The organism is Phenylobacterium sp., from assembly GCF_036264965.1.
Lineage (GTDB): Bacteria > Pseudomonadota > Alphaproteobacteria > Caulobacterales > Caulobacteraceae > Phenylobacterium.
On the sequence record NZ_DATAPY010000165.1, the window covers coordinates 1 to 14,322 of the forward strand.

Consider the following 14,322-nt stretch of genomic DNA (forward strand, 5'->3'; position numbering starts at 1 on the left):
TCGACATAGGCCGCGAATGCCGCTTCACTGTCCTCGGTCCAGGGATCCATGCCCGCTGAGCTCCGCTGCTGGATGAATCACCAGCATAGCAAGCCGGACTGCTTCGCGAATCCCCCACCTTTTGTGACTCAGTAGTACTAGAACCAGCCGGCGGCTTTCAGCTTGGCGGCGTAGGTGCGGCTGACGGGGGCTGTGAGGCCGCCGGCCAGGCGCAGCTCGCCGCGGCCGCGCCGCCACCGCACGCCTTCTATGGCCCCCGCTGCGGCCCACCAGGACCGATGGGTCTGGAAGCCGGCGACGCCGACCAGTTCGTCGAGCGCGTCGGCGAAGCGCAGGGTGATGAGTTCGTCGCCGGCGTCGGTGTGGATGCGCAGGTAGTGGTCTTCAGCCTCGACCGCGATCAGCCGCGCCTCGCGGCGGCGGGCCGACAGCCGCTGGCGGAAAGCCTCGTCGCTGCGGGCCTCGACCGGTTCGGCCCGGGCGGGCGGCCTCTCGGTCAGCTGAAGTACGCCCATAACAGCGGCGCTGATCACGAACACCTGCCAGACCAGATCCAGAAACAGCCGCGCCTGTGACGGCCCGAACGCCCAGCGCGAGGCGAACCAGACCAGGACGCAGACGCCCGGTGTCATCACCACCGACGAGAAGGTCCAGCGCAGCCAGGGGTTGGCGAACCGCTTGCCCCCGACCTCGTCTACCGCGATGCCGATCACGCCGCCGCCGACGATCACGCCGGGCCAATAGATGAAGCGGATGAGCGGCGGCGAGTTCATGCTGCCGAACGGCCCGAGCGCGGCCAGGAACAGGCCCACGGCGATCAGGAAGATCGCATTGCGGGCCAGGCTCTTGCGGTCGGCGAACGCGGGAATCGGTCGGGTCACGAGCACGATCTTGCCACGCGCCGTTCCCGTCCGCGCAGAAATGGCGCCGTTCGCGGCGGCCAGGATTGCGAAGCGTCGCGTTTCACGCAGAAAGGGCGCCGCCTGCGGGATCGCCTCTCCCATGCCTCAACGGGCCGTGCCACTCCGACCGGGAGCAACCGGAGGTTCCCGTGAATCCTTACGTTTCCAAGAGCTTGTGGTGGGTCGGCGCGGTGTCCAGCGTCTTGATCGCGCTGGTGTCCTATCGCTACTTCATCCCCTCGATCCCGGTCCCGTCGAACCTTGCCGCGAACCTGATGGCCAAGCCCTGGCTGGTGGTTCACGCGGGCCTGGCGGCGACGGCGCTGATCACCGGGCCCTGGCAGTTCATCCCGCGCCTGCGCGCCCGCTGGCCGCGCGTCCACCGGGTGCTGGGCCGGGTCTACGTCTTCTCCTGCCTGGTGGGCGGCGCTGCCGGACTGCTGCTGGCCAGCGGAACCTCGGCCGGCCCGATCGCCCGCGCCGGCTTCGGCCTGCTGGCGATCGTCTGGATCGGCGTCAACGCCAACGCTTTCCGGCTGGCGCTGGCCGGCCGTTACGCCGAGCACCGCCAATGGATGATCCGCTCCTTCGCCCTGACCTTCGGGGCGGTGCTGCTGAGGGTCTATATTCCGGCGTCTCAGGCCATGGGGATCGAGTTCATGACGGCGTACCGGGCTATCTCCTGGCTGGCGTGGGTTCCCAATCTGCTGCTGGCCGAGCTCTACATCCGCGGCCTGCCGCGCCGTCGCCGCCCGGCTGTCGCCACGTCCTAAGGCCGGTGCGAGCATGCTGACACGATGCTGTCAGCATGCGGGCCGCATGTTAGCGTCCGAAACCCGCCAAACCGCAGTGGAGGACCGCGATGACCAAGGACCTGATCTTCTACACCAACCCGCAGTCGCGCGGACGCATCGTGCGCTGGATGCTGGAAGAGGTGGGCGCGCCGTACCGCACCGAGATTCTCGGCTATGCGGACTCGATGAAGGCGGACGCTTACCTGGCGATCAACCCGATGGGCAAGGTGCCGGCGATCAAGCACGGCGACTCGGTGGTGACCGAGGGCGCGGCGATTTGCGCCTACCTCGCCGACGCCTTCCCCGAGGCGGCCCTGGCGCCGCCGCTGGCCGAGCGCGGCGACTACTACCGCTGGCTGTTCTTCGCGGCGGGCCCGCTGGAGCAGGCCTGGACCTACAAGAGCTTCGGCTTCGAGCCGGAAGGCGACCAGCGCCGCCGCGCCGGCTTCGGCTGCCTGGAAGACGTGATCAATGCGCTCGACGGGGCGCTGAAGGATAGCGACTACCTGGCCGGCAGCCGGTTCAGCGCGGCGGATGTCTTCACTGCCGCCGGCCTTGGCTTCGGGATGCAGTTCGGCCTGCTGCCAAAGCTGCCATCCTTCGAGCGTTACGTCGGAAAGCATTCGTCACGGCCCGCCGCGATCCGCGCCCGCGAAATCGATGACGGCCTGATCGCCGCCGCGGCGCAGGCTCAGCCCCAGCCGGCCTAGGACTTCGGCTCGATCAGGTCCCAGCGATTGCCGTAGAGGTCCTCAAAGACCGCGACCACGCCGTAGGGCTCGTGTCGCGGCGCCTCAAGGAAGCGGACGCCGGCCCCGGTCATGCGAGCGTGGTCGGCGGTGAAGTCGTCGGTCTCCAGGAACAGGAAGACCCGGCCGCCGGTCTGGTCGCCGATCCGCTGGGTCTGGGCTTCGCTTACGGCCTTGGCCAGCAACAGTCCCGCGCCGCCGCCGCTCGGCCGCACCACCACCCAGCGCTTGCCCCCGCCCTGGTCGGCGTCCTCGACGAGGGTGAAGCCGGCCTTGCCGACGTAGAATCCGATCGCCTCGTCATAGTCGCGGACGAGCAGGGCGGTGAGGGTCTGTCGCATCGTCATGGGTTGTGTCCTAGACCCTGTCCCGGCTGACTTGAATCAAGTCAGCCGGGAAAGAACAGGGTCGTCGTCTATATCTGGAGCCCTTCTTATCCACTCAGGTTGATTCAACCTGAGTGGGAAGGGCTAGAGGCCGGCGGCGACGCTGCGGATCAGGTCGCGCATCCAGGCGATGGCGGGCTCGGCCAGCCGCTCCCTCAGATAGAGGAGGCTCACATCCACAGCCGGGCTCTCATAGGGCGGATCGATCAGCTTCACACGTCCGACCTGGGCCGACAGCAGGGCGAGGCGGCGTGGGATCAGGGTCGCCATATCGGTGCGGCTGGCGACGGCCAGGGCTGTGTAGGTGTCGGGCACGGAGACGCCAACCTGGCGGGTCAGGCCACGCGACGCCAGCGCGGCCTCGAAGGCGCCGGCGTCCTCCCAGCTGGCGCGGCTGACAAAGGCGCGGCGCTCGCCGCCGTCTTCAAGCAGGCCGGGCATGCTGCGGGCCATCACCACGTGCGGGACAGAAACCAGCGTCTGAAGGTCGATGCGTTTTCCCTGGAACAGGGGATGGGCGGCGCGCACCACCCAGACCAGCTCCTCGGCCAGGATGGTCTCGCGGGCGAAACGTTCGGGGGCGGCCAGGACGCCGCCGATCATGAAGTCCAGGCGCCGCGCATCCATGCGCTCCAGGACGTCGTTGGCCAGTTCGGCGATCAGCAGTTCGCTGCGTGGCGCAACCTCGGCCAGCCTGGCGGCCATGGGCGGGGCCAGGATCGCGCTGGCGTAGGCGCCGGTGACGACCGCGAAGCGCCGCTCGCTGGTGGCTGGGTCGAAGTCGGAGGGGGCGAGGGCGGCCTGCAGCTGGTTCAGCGCGGCGTGCACTTGCGGGCCCATCTCCACGGCCCGCGGCGTGGGCTGCATGCCGGCGGGACCCCGGACGAACAGTTCGTCGTTGAGCATGTAGCGCAGCCGGTTCAGCGCGTGGCTCACCGCCGACTGGGTGAGCCCGAGCCGCGCGCCAGTGCGCGTCACGCTGCGCTCCTCCAGCAGCACGTCGAAGACGCGCAGCAGGTTCAGGTCGAGGCTCGAAGGCCGGATATTATGAACAAGGCTCATTTGTTGCGTGACAACATATCATTTGGATCATCGGGCGCGCAGCTTTATCTCAGAGCGCTACGGGGACGGCGGCGCGGCCATGGAGGGCCAGCGTCCGCGCCCCCTTTGCGTCATTTCCGAGTGAAAGGGGCTCGCGTTGAGCGAACCTGAAGTCATCCCGCTGCGCGGCAACGCCGACGTTGATCCCAAGGCCAAGCCCAGCTTCATGCAGCGCTGGCGCTGGCCGATGATCATTGGCGGCCCGCTGCTGATCATTGCGGTCGTGGTCTACTTCATCGTCACCGGCGGCAAGACCCAGACCACCGACGACGCCTATGTGCAGATCGCCAAGGCGCCGGTGGCGCCGTCGATCGCCGGCCGGGTCACCGACATCTATGTCCGCGAAAACGATGTGGTGAAGCGCGGCCAGGTGCTGTTCCGCCTCGACGTGCGCGACATGCAGGCCAATGCCGAGGCCGCCGCGGCCCAGGTCGCCAACGCCTCGCTGCAGGTGGGCGCTCTGCGGGCCAGCTACCAGCAGGAGCAGGCCATGGTGCAGGCCGCCAAGGACCAGCTCGCCTACGCCACGACCGAAGCCGTGCGGGCCAAGAACCTCGCCAATGTGGGCGTGGACTCCCAGGCCCAGGTGGACCAGGCCAACCACGCCGTGCTCGCTGCCCGCCAGCAACTGGCCGCAGCCCAGCAACAGGCGGCCCAGGTGCTCGCCAACCTCAACGGCAACCCGAACCTGGCGCCTGGCGCCGCGCCGGCGGTCATGCAGGCCCAGGCGCAGTTTGATCGCGCCAAGCTGAATGTCGCCTACGGCACGGTCGCGGCGCCCGCCGACGGCGTGGTCACGCGCGTCGATCAGATGCCGGTGGGCACCTATCTGAACGCCTCTCAGACCGGCTTCTGGCTGCTGTCCGGCGAGCCCTGGATCGAGGCCAACTTCAAGGAAGACCAGCTGGCCCACATGAAGGTCGGCCAGCCGGTGACCATCAAGATCGACGCCTATCCCGAGGGCCTGAAGGGCCATGTCGCCAGCTTCTCGCCCGGCACCGGCCAGGCGTTCTCGGCGCTGCCCGCCCAGAACGCCACCGGCAACTGGGTGAAGGTGGTCCAGCGCCTGCCGGTCCGGATCGCCTTCGACAAGACGCCGCCGGACATGGCGGGCCGCGCGGGCCTTTCGGCCAAGGTGACCGTCGACGTCCGCGCGCCCGGCGCCCGCTAGGCCGCTCGGCCATGGTCACCCAACACGACGACAAGAATCGCTGGCCGATCACTATTTCGATCATGCTGGCGACGGTGATGAACTCGCTGGACACGACGATCGCCAACGTGGCCCTGCCGCACATCCAGGGCTCGGTGTCGGCGAGCCCCGAGCAGATCACCTGGGTGCTGACCTCCTACATCGTGGCCGCGGCGATCATGACGCCGTTATCAGGCTGGCTCGCCGACCGGATCGGCCGCAAGCGAATGTTCCTGATCTCGATCGGCGGCTTCACGGTGGCTTCCATGCTCTGTGGCATCGCTACGAGCCTGCCGGAGATCGTGCTCTTCCGCCTGTTGCAGGGCGTGTTCGGCGCAGCCCTGATCCCGCTGTCGCAGGCGGTGCTGCTGGACATCAACCCGCCGGAGAAGCATGGCCAGGCCATGGCCATCTGGGGCGCGGGCGCAATCCTGGGCCCGATCCTGGGCCCGGCGCTGGGCGGCTATTTCACCGAGGATTTCTCCTGGCGGTGGTGCTTCTACATCAACCTGCCGATCGGCATCCTGGCCTTCTTGGGCGTGCTGTTCTTCATCTCCGGCGATCGGTTGGCCCGCGCCAAGAAGTTCGACTTCCTGGGCTTTGGGATGATCACCATCTTCATCGCGTCCTTCCAATTGGTGCTGGACCGCGGGCCCAGTCAGGACTGGTTCCATTCGGCCGAGATCTGGACGGAGACGCTGCTGGCCGTCGGCTCCCTGTGGGTGTTCGTCGTCCACACCATGACCACCAATCATCCGTTCTTCGACAAGGCGTTGATGCGGGACCGCAACTTCGTCACCGCCAGCATCTTCGGCTTCTTCGTCGGCATCCTGCTGTTCTCGACGATGGCCCTGCTGCCACCGATGATGCAGACGTTGCTGGGCTATCCGGTGTTGACCTCCGGCCTGGTGAGCATGCCGCGGGGCGTCGGATCCTTTGTCGCCATGTTCGCGGTGGGCCGGCTGATCGGGAAGGTCGACACCCGGCTGATCCTCTTCACAGGCTTGCTGATCAGCTGCGCGGCGCTGTGGCAGATGATGAACTTTGATCTGTCGATGACCGTCTGGCCGTTCGTCACCTCCGGGATCATCCAGGGTCTGGGGATCGGCCTGCTGTTCGTGCCGCTCTCGACGCTTGCCTTCGCCACTGTCCCGCCGCATCTGCGGCCGGAAGGGTCTGGCGTCTACACCCTGATCCGCAACCTGGGCTCCAGTGTCGGCATCTCGATCATGAACGCCTTGGTGGTCGCCAACACCCAGACCATGCACGACAGCCTCGCGAGCAAAGTCGTGACTTCCGACGCCGTGGTCCGCGCGACCCTGCCGGGGGCCTTCAATCCCGCCACCGCGGCGGGGATCACCGCCCTCAACGGCGAAGTCACCCGCCAAGCCTCGATGGTCGCCTATGTCGACGACTTCCGCCTCATGTTCATCATCACCATCGCCTGCATGCCCATGCTGCTGCTTATGCGCAAACCGCGGCCTGTCGGCGGGGAGCCCCTGCATGCCGTCGTTGATTAAACCCCTGATCCTGCTGGCCGCGTCGGCCTCTGCGCTGGCGCTGGCCGCCTGCACGACCGTGGGCCCCAACTTCAAGGCTCCCGCCGGGCCGAGCGGTCCGGCGGCCGGCGGCTACGCCATGGCCGGCGATGCGGCGCCCACTGGCGTGAAGCTGACGCCCGACACGCGCGTCGCGGGTCCCTGGTGGCAGGCCTTCGGTTCGCCGCAGCTCGACGCCGCCATCCGCCAGGGCCTGGCCAACAGCCCGACGGTCGCCGAGGCCCGCGCCAATCTGGAAAAGGCCCAGGCCCAGGTCGCGGCTGTGCACGGCGCCCAGCTGCCTCAGATCGACGCCAATGCGGCGGCCCAACGCGAGCGGATCAACCTGGCGGCCTTCGGCTTCTCCGGCTTCCCCGGCTTGCCGCCGATCAAGAGTCCGACGATCAATCTCTATCAGGTGGGCGGTTCGGTCAGTTACGACCTCGACCTGTTCGGGGGCAAGAAGCGCGCCACCGAGAAGGCCCAGGCTGAGGCCGAAGCCGCCGCCCGCCAGGCGGACGCAGCCTATCTCTCGCTCAGCGGCAACATGGCCATGCAGGCGATGAAGATCGCCAGCCTGCGCGGCCAGATCGCAGCCACCCAGGAGATCGTCGCCGACGACCGCCGGGTCCTCGAGATCGTGCGCGCGGCGGAAGCGGCCGGCGGCCAGGCGCACTCGGCGCTCTCCGGCGGGATCGCCCAACTGGCCGAGGACCAGGCCCTGTTGCCGCCGCTGCAACGCGACCTGGACGCCGCGCGTCACCAGATGGCGCTGCTGGCCGGCAAGTCGCCCGCCGAGTGGACGGCGCCCGACTTCGACTTCGCGACGATCACCGCGCCGGCGGAAGCGCCGGTGAGCCTGCCCTCGCAGCTGGTGCGCAACCGCCCGGACATCCTTCAGGCCGAGGCCAATCTGCACGCCGCCACGGCCGCCGTCGGCGTGGCCATCGCCAACCAGTACCCGGACATCAAGCTGTCGGCGATGCTGACGCAGGAGGCGATCAAGCCCGGCGACATGTTCAAGGCCGACGCCGCGGCCTGGGACATCCTTGGCGGGGTGACGGCGCCGATCTTCCACGGCGGGACCTTGAAGGCCGAGCGCAAGTCCGCCGAGGCCGATGCGCGCATCGCGCTGGCGCGCTATGAGCAGACCGTTCTGAAGGCGTTCGTCGAAGTCTCCGACGTGCTCTCCAATCTCGGCAGCGATCAGCAGGCGATCATCTCGCTGGAATTGGCTGACCAGGCCGCCGAGTCCGCCGCCAAGGACGCCCAGAACGCCCTTCGCCTCGGCGGCGGGCCGATGGTCGATGTGGTCCAGGCGCAGCGAACGCTCAGCCGCGCGCGCCGCGCTCTGGTGGAGGCGCAGGGCCGCCGCTATGGCGACCTGGTGCAGCTCTACGCCGCCACCGCCGCGGACTGGGGCGCGACCGCGACCGCCGCCGCGGGGCGCTAGCTGACGGCCATCGCGTCGCGGTGGGCCTTGCTGTGGGTCTCGGCCAGCAGGAAGACCGAGAGCAGCGACACGGCGCAAAGCACCACCATGTAGCCGGAGACGGCCATCGAAGTTGCGTACTTGGCGAACAGCGCCGTGGCGATGATCGGCGCAAAGCCGCCACCGAAGATAGCGCCGATCTGATAGCCCAGGGACGCGCCGGAATAGCGGAACTCGGTGTCGAACAACTCGGCCATCAGGGCGGCCTGCGGGCCATACATGCAGTTGTTGAAGATCGAACCCACGGCGATCGCCAGCAGCATCAACGGGAATTCGCCGGTCTCGATCAGCTTGAAGAACACCAGCGACCACAGGCCCATCGCCACTGCGCCGCTCATGAACACCGAGCGCCGCCCGACCCTGTCGGACAGGGCGGCCATCAGCGGCAGGAAGGGCGCCGAGATCAGGGCGCCCAGCACGACGGCCCACAGGATCACAGGACGCGCCACGTGCGGCCCGTGGTGCGGGTCGGTGGCGTAGGCCAGGGCATAGTTGATCATCAGGTAGAAGGTGCCGTTGGCGGCGACGAAGGCGCCGGCGGCCAGCAGGATCTCCTTGGGGTGCTTGGCGATCACCTTGAGGATCGGCGAGCCCTTGGCGGCGCGCAGTTGCGCCTTGGCCTTGTCCAGGCTGACCCCCTTTTCGGCGGCCAGAGCCTTGGCGGCGGCTTCATGCTGTTTGGCCTCAAGCGCCTGCAGCGCCTGGTACTCGGCGGTGTCTTCCAGCTTGAGTTGGACATAGAGGCCCAGCCCCACGAGTACGATGGAGAGCAGGAACGGAATGCGCCAGCCCCAGATGAGGAAGTTCTCCGGCGCGACCTGCTTGTCGATCACGATGAAGATCAGGTTGGCCAGCACGACGCCTGCCGGCACGCCCATCTGAGCGAAGCTGCCGTAGAATCCGCGCTGCTTGGGCGGGGCGTTTTCGAAGGCCAGCAGCATGGCGCCGCCCCACTGGCCGCCAACCGCCAGACCCTGCACGAAGCGCAGCGCGATCAGCAGCAACGGCGCCATGATGCCAGCCATCGCATACGAGGGCAGGAGGCCCACCGCCGTGGTGGCCAGACCCATCATCAGCAGCGCCGTGACCAGCGCCTTCTTGCGTCCGACCAGGTCGCCGAAATGGCCGAAGACGACCCCGCCCACAGGCCGGGCGATGAAGCCGACGGCAAAGGTCGAAAAGGCGGCGAGCTGGGCCACCGCCGGCGGCAGGCTGGCGGCGAAGAACAGCTTGGGAAACACCAGCGCCGCGGCGGTGCCGTAGATGAAGAAGTCGTACCACTCGATGCTGGAGGCGGCGAGGGAGGTGAAGGCCACCTTGGCGACGTTGATCTTCGCAGGCGACGTGGCGACGGTCATGAACAGGCTCCCCAGGGACTCACGCGGTGTGCACCCGTGCTTACCGAGTGGGTTAGCCTAGTTCCTCCCCCGAAGGGAACACTTCGGAGGAGGAAAGCTAGGATCAGGCCCGTGCGCCGGCGCCCTGGCTGGCCTCCGCCGCCAATCGGCCGGAGAGTTCGGCCATGTGGTCGAAGTCGGCTTCGAAGGCGCCCAGGCCCTGGGTGAGGCCGCGAAGCTCGGCGATCAGACCCTGGCGCTCCGATTGGGGCAGGTAGGCCTCGATCCGCTCCCAGCCGCGCCAGTCCTCGCGCGGACTTAGGCCGAGGATCTGGCCGCGCCGGGCGGTGAGCGCCGAGGTGACGTTCGAGGCGCTGGGCGAGGGCGAATAGACCGTCAGCTTCTCGATCGGCTCCAGCAGGATCGCGCCGCAGCCGGCCAGGCCCTCTTCCATCGCCAGGCGGCCCGCCATGCGGAAGGCCATTTCGGACGAGTCCACGCTGTGCGTTTGGCCATCGACGAGGGTGACCTCCAGGTCCGTGACCGGGAAGCCGAGCTGGCCCTTCTCCAGCCCGTCGCGCACGCCTTGCTCGACGGCGGGAATCCATTGCTTGGGCACCGCGCCGCCGACCACGCGCTGGGTGAAGACGAAGCCCGAGCCGCGGGGCAGGGGCCGGATCTCCACCGTCACGTCGGCGAACTGGCCGTGGCCGCCAGACTGCTTCTTGTGCCGCGAGCGCTGGGTCGTTCCGCGCTGGATGGTCTCGCGGTAGGCCGTCTTCGGTTGCTCGGTGTCGATCTCCACCCCGAAGCGGCGTTTCAGCCGCTCCAGCGCCAGGCGTACATGGCCCTCGCCCTGGCCGGCCAGCAGCACCTGGCGCGATTCCGCGTCGTGGGTCAGGCGCAGACCGGGGTCCTCCTCGATCAGCTTGCCGAGCGCCCCGGAGAGGCGGACGTCGTCCTTGTGGTTCTTGGCGGAGAGCGCGACGGCGAACAGCGGCCGGCGCGGATGGGCGGCCGCGGCGACCACCTGCGGACGTCCGGTGGTGGACAGGATCTGGCCGGCCTGCGCGGCCTCCACCTTGCCGATGGCGCAGACCTCGCCGATCGGCGCGGAGGTGATCTTCCGGATCGCCGCGCCCTGGACCGCGAACAGGCCGCCGGCGCGGCAGCGTTCGCCGTCGGGCAGGACGAAATCGGCGCCGTCGGGCAGGGTTTTGCCGAACACCCGGGCGTAGGCGAGTTTGCCGGACTGGCCGGCGTAGGCCGCCTTCAGCACATAGGCGCCGGCGTCGATGCCGATGCGCCGGGCCGCGCGCTCGGGCAGGGGCGCCTCGTGGCGCAGCGCCTTCAGCAGGCGCCTGACGCCAAAGCCATTCTGCGCCGAGCCGAAGAACACCGGCACGATCAGCCCCTCGTTCATCTCCCGCACCAGGTCGGCGAACACCGCATCGCGGCTGGGGGTCACGTCGGAGAGCAGCTGTTCGAGGAGTTCGTCGTCGAAGTCGGCGATCTGTTCCAGCATGTGGAACCGCGCCTCGGCCTCGGCGTCGAGAAGATCGCCGGGAATCTCCACCTGCGTCGAGGGCTCGTTGGGCCGGTAGACGAAGGCGCGTTCCAGGGCGAGATCGATGAAGCCGGAGACCTTCTCGCCGTCCCAGGTGGGGATCTGGCGGGCCACCAGCGGTGTGGAACTGACGGGCGCGAGCGCGGCCAGCAGGTCGGAGATCGAGCCTCTGGCCTGGTCCATCTTGTTGATGAAGAGGGCGTGGGGCACGCCCAGCCGCTCCAGCTCTCGCAGCGTCGGCTGCAGCAGGGCGGCCTTGGCCGGATCGGGCTCGGCCACCACCAGCGCCAGGTCCACCGCCGGCAGGGCGGCGTCGAGGTCGGCGCAGAACTCCAGCGATCCGGGACAATCGACGACCGAATAGCGGTCGCCCATGAATTCGAAGCCGGCGAGGTTCAGTTCCACCGAATGGCCGCGGGCGCGGGCCTCGGGACTGCTATCGCCCACCATCTCGCCGCCGACCCGCCGATCGACGGCGCCGGTCACCTGCAACAGGGCTTCCATGAGGGTGGTCTTGCCGGCGCTCGTGGGGCCCACGAGCGCCAAGGCGCGCACGGACCCCGCTGGATGGATTGGCATGGTCGTCTCCCAACACCTTAGGCGCCAGGGACGCGGGTGTCTGGAGGCCGCCTCCATGGCGCGGTTTTGGGGCGGTCGCGGACCGTCTGCAGGGGCTCGCGCCGCCCTGACGGAAGAAGCCTACGCCCCGATTTTGACCGGAGTCAGATCACGAAAAGGTGCGCCAACGATCCTAACGGTTTCCAGCGCGCGCTCGGCCGCCTCTTGCATGTCGCCAATCCGCGCGCTAAACACTGAACCATATGGTTCAATATACGACAACTCGCCTCGATGCTTCGTTCGCTGCGCTCTCGGACGCCACCCGACGCGGCGTTCTGGAGCAGCTCGGACGTTCGGACGCTTCGATCACGCAGCTTGCCGACAAGTTCCACATGACCCTCACGGGCATGAAGAAGCACGTTGGCGTCTTAGAGCATGCGGGGTTCGTCACGACGGAGAAGGTCGGGCGTGTGCGGACCTGCAAGCTCGGCCTGCGCAGGCTCGAGGACGAGGCGGCGTGGATCGAGAGCTATCGCCAGGTCTGGGCCGCGCGCTTCGACGCGCTGGACACGGTTGTCGAGGACTTGAAACGCCAGGAGGAAATCGATGGATAACCGCACGACGACAGAACGGAAGTCCGAGCTAGAACTCGTCATCACGCGCACCTTCAACGGCCCGGCGCGGATCGTGTTCGAGGCGTGGACCAAGCCCGAGTTGATGAAGCTGTGGTGGGCGCCCCGATCGATGGGCGTGCCCCTGCGGTCCTGCGAGATGGATGTCCGCGTCGGCGGCGGCTACCGGCTCGAGTTCGGGAACGACGCCGCAACGTCCTGGGCGTTCTTCGGCAAGTACATCGAAGTGACACCGCCCTCGCGCCTCGTCTGGACCAACGACGAAAGCGAGGACGCCCCTGTGACCACGGTGACCTTCGACGAGCAAGGCGGCAAGACGCTATTGGTCCTGCACGAACTATATCCCTCGAAGGCAGCGCTCGACGAGGCCATCGCCGGGATGCCGGAGGGGACGTCCGAGCAGTTCGAGCAGTTGGACGAACTGCTCGCCACCCTGGGCGCGAGCGTGTGATCAGGAGCCCTGCAACCCGATCGGCCATGACGGGCGCGAAAGGGAAATCGCGAAGCCTGCCGGTTTCGTGGGGTCGGCTATCCGGAGCCGGTTTGACTTCAGCTGGCGCTTAGCTGACGTACCTGTGCGCACATACGATTGGGTCGGCGAGAGCGTGCCGTCATCTTATGGTTGGGCGCATCCGAGACGGCCATAGAACCTCATGGCCACCATCGGAACCTTCACCAAGAACGTCGACGGCACCTTCTCCGTCACGCTGGACGACCACAGCCTCTCCGGCCCGATCTACGCCAACCTGGTGGAGACCGACGAGGACTACAGCCTGATCTGGTCCCGCAGCCGCAGCACCGACTGACCCTCGCAGATGCGCCCCGCCTTCGGGTGGGGCGTTTTCTGTGAGCCTTGAGTTCAAGCCTTCGAGTTCGGGCGCTCAAATTCGAGCGTTCGGATTCGAGCCGGCGAATTCGCGCTCGCGACTTGAACCCAACGGCGACAAGTGGCATTTATTTGGCGACACATGACGTAGGATGGATTTCGTGAGCGCGGTCGCCGACGCAACTTTCGAGAGGGTCGAACAACTCCTGGGCGGGCGCAAGGTGCTGGGGCGCAGCATCGACGGGCCACTCGACGCGCACGATCTGCTCGTGACCGGGCTGCCGTCCGCCGCCCTGCGCCATCTGGTGACCAATCTTGTCGTGCTGCAAGCCACCGAGAGTTTCGGCAAGGCCGTCGGCATGAGCCTGCGGACCTACCAGCGGAAGCAGGGCGGTTCCGCCAAGGCGTTGAGTTCCGAGCAAAGCGGACGCGCTTGGAAGTTCGCCGAGGTCCTGAGCCGCGCGACGGCGATCTTCGGCTCACAGGAAGAGGCTGAGCATTGGCTCGAGCGCCCCGCCATCGGTCTCGATCAGCGCAGGCCCATCGACCTGCTGGCCACGCCCGCCGGCGTGGAAATGGTCGAGGACCACCTCACGCGCCTTGAGTACGGCGTCTACACATGACGCCACTCCCGGCGCCCCTCGGCGCCGCGGACCTCATCGCCTGGCGCCTGGACGAGGCGCGGTTCGCCCCGACCTGGGATATTGGAGAAGGGTCCTACCTCGGCGGGGGGCGTTGGAACAGCAAGGGCGTGCGCGCCGTCTACTGCTCCCTGGACCCCGCCACGACGATCCTCGAAGTCGCCGTCCACAAGACGTTCCGGGCGCTCGACATCGTGCCTCATGTGCTGACCTCGCTGCGGATCGCCGATCCCGCCGACGTGCATGTCGTCCAGCCCAACGACGTGCCGAACCCGAACTGGCTGCGGCCCGGCTTCCCAAGCGCCGGGCAGCAGGAGTTCGGCGACGCGCTTCTAGCCGCGCATCCCTTCGTGGTGATCCCAAGCGCCGTCTCCACCCACAGCTGGAACCTGATCTTCGTGGCGACGGTGGCGGCCCGCCGCTACGGCTTGGTCACGCAAGAGACCTTTGCGCTGGATACGCGGCTCCATCCGCCGACGGCGCGGCGGTGACGAATGGCGGACTCGTCATGACATATGAAATGTCGGATCTCGACCACGCCCACCATCTCCTGGGCGACACCATCGATCTCGACGCCCAACTCCTGGCGATGCGAAGCCTGCTGATGGCA

General features: G+C 67.8%; 15 protein-coding genes. 10 read left to right on the top strand and 5 right to left on the bottom strand.

What is annotated here, in order from left to right; translation table 11 throughout:
• Positions 1-137: 137 nt before the first annotated feature.
• On the bottom strand, positions 138-881 hold the full coding sequence (locus VHS75_RS21555) for a LytTR family DNA-binding domain-containing protein (RefSeq protein ID WP_329640683.1): 744 nt from the start codon (positions 879-881) through the stop codon (positions 138-140).
• A gap of 170 nt (positions 882-1,051) precedes the next feature.
• Here VHS75_RS21555 and VHS75_RS21560 point away from each other — a divergent pair, with 170 nt between their 5' ends.
• Both VHS75_RS21560 and VHS75_RS21565 read left to right on the top strand, forming a co-directional pair.
• Positions 1,052-1,675 (top strand): DUF2306 domain-containing protein, encoded by a 624-nt coding sequence (locus tag VHS75_RS21560; protein WP_329640684.1) that lies wholly within the window; start codon positions 1,052-1,054, stop codon positions 1,673-1,675.
• Positions 1,676-1,764: 89 nt separating this feature from the next.
• Entirely contained in the window at positions 1,765-2,406 is a 642-nt protein-coding gene (locus VHS75_RS21565) for a glutathione S-transferase family protein (RefSeq protein ID WP_329640685.1), read from the top strand.
• On the opposite strand, the gene VHS75_RS21570 is transcribed toward VHS75_RS21565, so the two are convergent.
• Entirely contained in the window at positions 2,403-2,786 is a 384-nt protein-coding gene (locus VHS75_RS21570) for a VOC family protein (protein ID WP_349256809.1), read from the bottom strand. The genes VHS75_RS21565 and VHS75_RS21570 overlap by 4 nt on opposite strands.
• Positions 2,787-2,915: 129 nt before the next feature.
• The gene (locus tag VHS75_RS21575; RefSeq protein ID WP_329640687.1) at positions 2,916-3,893 is read right to left on the bottom strand and encodes a LysR family transcriptional regulator; all 978 of its coding nucleotides are present in this window, start codon (positions 3,891-3,893) and stop codon (positions 2,916-2,918) included.
• A gap of 136 nt (positions 3,894-4,029) precedes the next feature.
• On the opposite strand from VHS75_RS21575, the gene VHS75_RS21580 reads away from it, so the two are divergent.
• The 3 genes from VHS75_RS21580 to VHS75_RS21590 are packed head-to-tail and all read left to right on the top strand — an operon-like array spanning position 4,030 to position 8,112.
• Positions 4,030-5,103 (top strand): HlyD family secretion protein, encoded by a 1,074-nt coding sequence (locus VHS75_RS21580; protein WP_329640688.1) that lies wholly within the window; start codon positions 4,030-4,032, stop codon positions 5,101-5,103.
• A gap of 11 nt (positions 5,104-5,114) precedes the next feature.
• Positions 5,115-6,641, top strand: a complete 1,527-nt coding sequence (locus VHS75_RS21585) for an MDR family MFS transporter (RefSeq protein WP_329640689.1) — start codon at positions 5,115-5,117, stop codon at positions 6,639-6,641.
• Entirely contained in the window at positions 6,625-8,112 is a 1,488-nt protein-coding gene (locus tag VHS75_RS21590; protein ID WP_329640690.1) for an efflux transporter outer membrane subunit, read from the top strand. Before VHS75_RS21585 ends, VHS75_RS21590 begins: the two co-directional genes overlap by 17 nt.
• Here VHS75_RS21590 and VHS75_RS21595 read toward each other — a convergent pair.
• Both VHS75_RS21595 and VHS75_RS21600 read right to left on the bottom strand, forming a co-directional pair.
• The gene (locus tag VHS75_RS21595; protein WP_329640691.1) at positions 8,109-9,509 is read right to left on the bottom strand and encodes an MFS transporter; all 1,401 of its coding nucleotides are present in this window, start codon (positions 9,507-9,509) and stop codon (positions 8,109-8,111) included. The genes VHS75_RS21590 and VHS75_RS21595 overlap by 4 nt on opposite strands.
• A 103-nt stretch (positions 9,510-9,612) precedes the next feature.
• Complete coding sequence (locus tag VHS75_RS21600; RefSeq protein WP_329640692.1) at positions 9,613-11,634, bottom strand: elongation factor G; 2,022 nt, start codon at positions 11,632-11,634, stop codon at positions 9,613-9,615.
• A 242-nt stretch (positions 11,635-11,876) separates the two neighbouring features.
• Between VHS75_RS21600 and VHS75_RS21605 the strand changes: the two genes are divergently transcribed.
• From VHS75_RS21605 to VHS75_RS21625, 5 genes are all read left to right on the top strand, one after another.
• Entirely contained in the window at positions 11,877-12,227 is a 351-nt protein-coding gene (locus tag VHS75_RS21605) for an ArsR/SmtB family transcription factor (protein WP_329640693.1), read from the top strand.
• Positions 12,220-12,696, top strand: coding sequence for an SRPBCC family protein (locus VHS75_RS21610; protein WP_329640694.1), 477 nt, complete (start codon positions 12,220-12,222; stop codon positions 12,694-12,696). Before VHS75_RS21605 ends, VHS75_RS21610 begins: the two co-directional genes overlap by 8 nt.
• A gap of 202 nt (positions 12,697-12,898) precedes the next feature.
• Positions 12,899-13,051: a DUF736 family protein gene (locus VHS75_RS21615; protein WP_329640695.1), complete on the top strand. Its 153-nt coding sequence runs from the start codon at positions 12,899-12,901 to the stop codon at positions 13,049-13,051.
• Between the two features lie 181 nt (positions 13,052-13,232).
• Positions 13,233-13,694: a type II toxin-antitoxin system Xre/ParS family antitoxin gene (gene parS / locus VHS75_RS21620; protein ID WP_329640696.1), complete on the top strand. Its 462-nt coding sequence runs from the start codon at positions 13,233-13,235 to the stop codon at positions 13,692-13,694.
• Positions 13,691-14,203: an RES family NAD+ phosphorylase gene (locus VHS75_RS21625; RefSeq protein ID WP_329640697.1), complete on the top strand. Its 513-nt coding sequence runs from the start codon at positions 13,691-13,693 to the stop codon at positions 14,201-14,203. The genes parS and VHS75_RS21625 overlap by 4 nt, the downstream gene beginning before the upstream one ends.
• Positions 14,204-14,322 lie beyond the last annotated feature (119 nt).

Coding starts and splice junctions, on each gene's coding strand:
- VHS75_RS21565 (WP_329640685.1), top strand. CDS start 1,765: ATGACCAAGGACCTGATCTTCTACACCAACCCGCAGTCGCGCGGACGC.
- VHS75_RS21570 (WP_349256809.1), bottom strand. CDS start 2,786: ATGCGACAGACCCTCACCGCCCTGCTCGTCCGCGACTATGACGAGGCG.
- VHS75_RS21575 (WP_329640687.1), bottom strand. CDS start 3,893: ATGAGCCTTGTTCATAATATCCGGCCTTCGAGCCTCGACCTGAACCTG.
- VHS75_RS21585 (WP_329640689.1), top strand. CDS start 5,115: ATGGTCACCCAACACGACGACAAGAATCGCTGGCCGATCACTATTTCG.
- VHS75_RS21590 (WP_329640690.1), top strand. CDS start 6,625: ATGCCGTCGTTGATTAAACCCCTGATCCTGCTGGCCGCGTCGGCCTCT.
- VHS75_RS21595 (WP_329640691.1), bottom strand. CDS start 9,509: ATGACCGTCGCCACGTCGCCTGCGAAGATCAACGTCGCCAAGGTGGCC.
- VHS75_RS21600 (WP_329640692.1), bottom strand. CDS start 11,634: ATGCCAATCCATCCAGCGGGGTCCGTGCGCGCCTTGGCGCTCGTGGGC.
- VHS75_RS21605 (WP_329640693.1), top strand. CDS start 11,877: ATGGTTCAATATACGACAACTCGCCTCGATGCTTCGTTCGCTGCGCTC.
- VHS75_RS21610 (WP_329640694.1), top strand. CDS start 12,220: ATGGATAACCGCACGACGACAGAACGGAAGTCCGAGCTAGAACTCGTC.
- VHS75_RS21615 (WP_329640695.1), top strand. CDS start 12,899: ATGGCCACCATCGGAACCTTCACCAAGAACGTCGACGGCACCTTCTCC.
- VHS75_RS21625 (WP_329640697.1), top strand. CDS start 13,691: ATGACGCCACTCCCGGCGCCCCTCGGCGCCGCGGACCTCATCGCCTGG.